The 5621-nt window shown below is 54.6% G+C and carries 3 rRNA genes; all 3 read right to left on the minus strand.

The features are described 5' to 3' along the window. Positions 1-8 precede the first annotated feature (8 nt). The 3 genes from rrf to J4H85_RS13845 all read right to left on the minus strand — a co-directional run bounded on the left by rrf (position 9) and on the right by J4H85_RS13845 (position 5368). Positions 9-125, minus strand: a 5S ribosomal RNA gene (rrf, locus tag J4H85_RS13835). 155 nt (positions 126-280) lie between these two features. Beyond that, a 23S ribosomal RNA gene (locus J4H85_RS13840) occupies positions 281-3394 on the minus strand. A 446-nt stretch (positions 3395-3840) separates the two neighbouring features. Continuing rightward, a 16S ribosomal RNA gene (locus J4H85_RS13845) occupies positions 3841-5368 on the minus strand. The 16S, 23S and 5S rRNA genes sit together here, the layout of an rRNA operon. Positions 5369-5621: the final 253 nt, after the last annotated feature.

Genomic DNA, 5621 nt, shown 5'->3' on the forward strand with positions numbered 1-5621 from the left:
GTGAAGAGGTCCGGCGGTGTCCTACTCTCCCACACCCTCCCGAGTGCAGTACCATCGGCGCTGTCAGCCTTAGCTTCCGGGTTCGGAATGTAACCGGGCGTTTCCCTGACGCTATAACCACCGTAACACTATCGACACAACCCACACCCACACACCACCCATCACGGGCCCATGCAAGCATGTGGTCATACATCGAGAACCACAAAGTAGACGCGAACACCATCAAGAGTCTTCAACACGCTGATCACTCTTCCCCAGCTCTTGATCCAGGGAACAAAGTGTTATCAAGTCATCGGCATATTAGTACCAGTCAGCTCCACACATTACTATGCTTCCACATCTGGCCTATCAACCCCATAATCTGTAGGGTGCCTCACACGCCCGAAGGCGCAAGGAAATCTCATCTCGAGGCCGGCTTCCCGCTTAGATGCTTTCAGCGGTTATCCATCCCGAACGTAGCCAACCAGCCATGCCCTTGGCAGAACAACTGGCACACCAGAGGTCCGTCCAACCCGGTCCTCTCGTACTAGGGTCAGATCCTCTCAAATTTCCAACGCGCGCAGAGGATAGGGACCGAACTGTCTCACGACGTTCTAAACCCAGCTCGCGTACCGCTTTAATGGGCGAACAGCCCAACCCTTGGGACCAACTCCAGCCCCAGGATGCGACGAGCCGACATCGAGGTGCCAAACCATGCCGTCGATATGGACTCTTGGGCAAGATCAGCCTGTTATCCCCGAGGTACCTTTTATCCGTTGAGCGACAGCGCTTCCACAAGCCACTGCCGGATCACTAGTCCCGACTTTCGTCCCTGCTTGACCCGTCAGTCTCACAGTCAAGCTCCCTTGTGCACTTACACTCGCCACCTGATTACCAACCAGGTTGAGGGAACCTTTGGGCGCCTCCGTTACATTTTGGGAGGCAACCGCCCCAGTTAAACTACCCACCAGGCACTGTCCCAGAACCCGATCAGGGTCCGTAGTTAGATATCCAATATGACCAGAGTGGTATTTCAACAACGACTCCACCAACACTAGCGTGTCAGCTTCACAGTCTCCCACCTATCCTACACAAGCCACACCGAACACCAATACCAAGCTGTAGTAAAGGTCACGGGGTCTTTCCGTCCTTCTGCGCGTAACGAGCATCTTTACTCGTAGTGCAATTTCGCCGAGTTCACGGTGGAGACAGCTGGGAAGTCGTTACGCCATTCGTGCAGGTCGGAACTTACCCGACAAGGAATTTCGCTACCTTAGGATGGTTATAGTTACCACCGCCGTTTACTGGGGCTTAAATTCACAGCTTCGACCCCGAAGGGTCTAACCGCTCCTCGTAACCTTCCAGCACCGGGCAGGCGTCAGTCCGTATACATCCACTTGCGTGTTCGCACGGACCTGTGTTTTTAGTAAACAGTCGCTTCCCACTGGTCTCTGCGGCCACCACACCCTTTCGGAGTAAATCCTAATAAGTGGATGGCCCCCCTTCTCCCGAAGTTACGGGGGCATTTTGCCGAGTTCCTTCACCGTGATTATCTCGATCTCCTTAGTATTCTCTACCTGACCACCTGAGTCGGTTTGGGGTACGGGCAACCGTAAACCTCGCGTCGATGCTTTTCTCGGCAGCATAGGATCACTGACTTCCCCTTTACGGGTCCCCATCACATCTCACCCAAAGCCCCCAAATATTACTCGGGGACGGGCTACATGCTTAGCCCGGGACAACCATCGCCCGGGACCAGCTACCTTCCTGCGTCACACCTGTTAATACGCTCACCACCCCAGTTCGGGTTCACAGCCGCACACCACACATCACCCGAAGGATCCGTGCAGTGCTTGGTTTGTTTAGCACTACTGGTTAGGTCTTTGACGGTTTACAGCCGGTACGGGAATATCAACCCGTTGTCCATCGACTACGCCTGTCGGCCTCGCCTTAGGTCCCGACTTACCCAGGGCAGATTAGCTTGACCCTGGAACCCTTGGTCTTCCGGAGGACGGGTTTCTCACCCGTCTTTCGCTACTCATGCCTGCATTCTCACTCGTGTAGCATCCACGGCTGGATCACTCCGCCGCTTCACTCGCCACACGACGCTCTCCTACCCATCCAACGGACTGAACCACGAAGGCTTGTCTATACGTTAAATGCCACAGTTTCGGTGGCGTGCTTGAGCCCCGTTACATTGTCGGCGCGGAATCACTTGACCAGTGAGCTATTACGCACTCTTTCAAGGGTGGCTGCTTCTAAGCCAACCTCCTGGTTGTCACAGCAACTCCACATCCTTTACCACTTAGCACGCGCTTTGGGACCTTAACTGGTGATCTGGGTTGTTTCCCTCTCGACTATGAAGCTTATCCCCCACAGTCTCACTGCTGCGCTCTCACTTACCGGCATTCGGAGTTTAGCTGACGTCAGTAACCTTGTAGGGCCCATCGGCCATCCAGTAGCTCTACCTCCGGCAAGAAACACGCAACGCTGCACCTAAATGCATTTCGGAGAGAACCAGCTATCACGAAGTTTGATTGGCCTTTCACCCCTATCCACAGCTCATCCCCTCAGTTTTCAACCTAAGTGGGTTCGGTCCTCCACGACGTCTTACCGTCGCTTCAACCTGGCCATGGATAGATCACTTCGCTTCGGGTCTAGGACACGCGACTGAATCGCCCTATTCAGACTCGCTTTCGCTCCGGCTCCCCCTCACGGGTTAACCTCGCCACGTATCGCTAACTCGCAGGCTCATTCTTCAAAAGGCACGCTGTCACACCAACACGGGTGCTCCAACGGTTTGTAAGCAAACGGTTTCAGGTACTATTTCACTCCCCTCCCGGGGTACTTTTCACCTTTCCCTCACGGTACTTGTCCGCTATCGGTCATCTGGGAGTATTTAGGCTTATCAGGTGGTCCTGACAGATTCACACGGGATTTCTCGGGCCCCGTGCTACTTGGGATACACACCACGCGGCCACACCATTTCGGATACGGGACTCTCACCCACTCCGGCCGCCCATTCCAAGGCGTTCTCCTATAGCATGACGCTCACGTCGGAGGCTCAGCAGCGCCCCCAGGTATGTCCCACAACCCCGAACATGCAACCCCTGCCAGGTATCACACATGCACGGTTTAGCCTGATCCGGTTTCGCTCGCCACTACTCCCGGAATCACTATTGTTTTCTCTTCCTGTGGGTACTGAGATGTTTCACTTCCCCACGTTCCCTCACCCCGCCCTATATATTCAGGCGGGAGTCATCAGCTCCCATAAAGGGGCTGACGGGGTTTCCCCATTCGGAAATCCTCGGATCACGGCTCGTTTATCAACTCCCCGAGGCTTATCGCAGATTACGACGTCCTTCTTCGGCTCCAGATGCCTAGGCATTCACCGTTTGCTCGTAGCAACTTGAAATCACATAAGTAATCAGAAACACACACACAAACGTGCATGTGAACCAATGAATAAAGAATTTTCGCGAACCACCCCCACAACCCCGCAAAAGGTAATGGAAGCTATACGATTCGCGAAGATGCTCGCGTCCACTGTGTAGTTCTCAACGTACAACCGGTACCACCCCCACGAACAACACGTTCCGTGAGCATGGCCCGAAGACCAACACCCCCACCACACAAAGCGGCAGAAGGCCTGGGCCTTCAGGACCCAATAGTATGCACTCAAGAAGCAGCAACCCACACGCCCACGCTTTCCCACCAGCCCGAAGACCGGCGTACTCACACAAACGAGCAAACCACCACTCACGTTGTCAAATGTTCCACCCATGAGCACTCGGCACCACACATTCGGTGATGATCCGAGCATTACTCTGCGAAACCCGAAAGTTCCGAGAAGCTCCTTAGAAAGGAGGTGATCCAGCCGCACCTTCCGGTACGGCTACCTTGTTACGACTTAGTCCTAATCACCAGTCCCACCTTCGACGGCTCCCTCCACAAGGGTTAGGCCACCGGCTTCGGGTGTTACCGACTTTCATGACTTGACGGGCGGTGTGTACAAGGCCCGGGAACGTATTCACCGCAGCGTTGCTGATCTGCGATTACTAGCGACTCCGACTTCATGGGGTCGAGTTGCAGACCCCAATCCGAACTGAGACCGGCTTTTTGGGATTCGCTCCACCTCGCGGTATCGCAGCCCATTGTACCGGCCATTGTAGCATGCGTGAAGCCCAAGACATAAGGGGCATGATGATTTGACGTCATCCCCACCTTCCTCCGTGTTGACCACGGCAGTATCCCATGAGTTCCCACCATTACGTGCTGGCAACATAGGACGAGGGTTGCGCTCGTTGCCGGACTTAACCGAACATCTCACGACACGAGCTGACGACAACCATGCACCACCTGTATAGAAGTGTCCAAAGAGTGAATCATTTCTGACCCGTTCTTCCATATGTCAAGCCTTGGTAAGGTTCTTCGCGTTGCATCGAATTAATCCGCATGCTCCGCCGCTTGTGCGGGCCCCCGTCAATTCCTTTGAGTTTTAGCCTTGCGGCCGTACTCCCCAGGCGGGGAACTTAATGCGTTAGCTACGACACAGAACCCGTGGAACAGGCCCTACATCTAGTTCCCAACGTTTACGGCATGGACTACCAGGGTATCTAATCCTGTTCGCTCCCCATGCTTTCGCTCCTCAGCGTCAGTTACGGCCCAGAGATCTGCCTTCGCCATCGGTGTTCCTCCTGATATCTGCGCATTCCACCGCTACACCAGGAATTCCAATCTCCCCTACCGCACTCTAGCTTGCCCGTACCCACTGCAGGCCCGAGGTTGAGCCTCGGGTTTTCACAGCAGACGCGACAAGCCGCCTACGAGCTCTTTACGCCCAATAATTCCGGACAACGCTTGCACCCTACGTATTACCGCGGCTGCTGGCACGTAGTTAGCCGGTGCTTTTTCTGCAGGTACCGTCACCCGAAGGCTTCTTCCCTACTAAAAGAGGTTTACAACCCGAAGGCCGTCATCCCTCACGCGGCGTTGCTGCATCAGGCTTGCGCCCATTGTGCAATATTCCCCACTGCTGCCTCCCGTAGGAGTCTGGGCCGTGTCTCAGTCCCAGTGTGGCCGGTCACCCTCTCAGGCCGGCTACCCGTCGTCGCCTTGGTGAGCCATTACCTCACCAACAAGCTGATAGGCCGCGAGTCCATCCATCACCGAACCAGTCTTTCCAGCAGCTGACCATGCGGTCGCTGCTCGTATCCAGTATTAGACGCCGTTTCCAGCGCTTATCCCAGAGTGATGGGCAGGTTACTCACGTGTTACTCACCCGTTCGCCACTCATCCACCCCAGCAAGCTGGGGCTTCAGCGTTCGACTTGCATGTGTTAAGCACGCCGCCAGCGTTCGTCCTGAGCCAGGATCAAACTCTCCGTAAAAAACTGATGCAAACCCCCAGCGGAATAAGCCGGGAGCCTACGAGTTTGACCTGACAAACAGAAACCAATCAAAACTGACGATTTCAATAATTTGTCCAAAAAGGAATCACCAACACCAACCAAAAATGATCGATGCCGGGGATAATAAATTGGCATTTGACAATCAAGTGCACACTATTGAGTTCTCAAGGACCAGACACCCACCGTAACCCCTCACCAGGGCATCCGATAGGCAACTTGTCAAGCTTACCAG

Source organism: Leucobacter tardus (assembly GCF_017583045.1).
In the GTDB taxonomy this organism is placed as follows: Bacteria; Actinomycetota; Actinomycetes; order Actinomycetales; family Microbacteriaceae; genus Leucobacter; species Leucobacter tardus.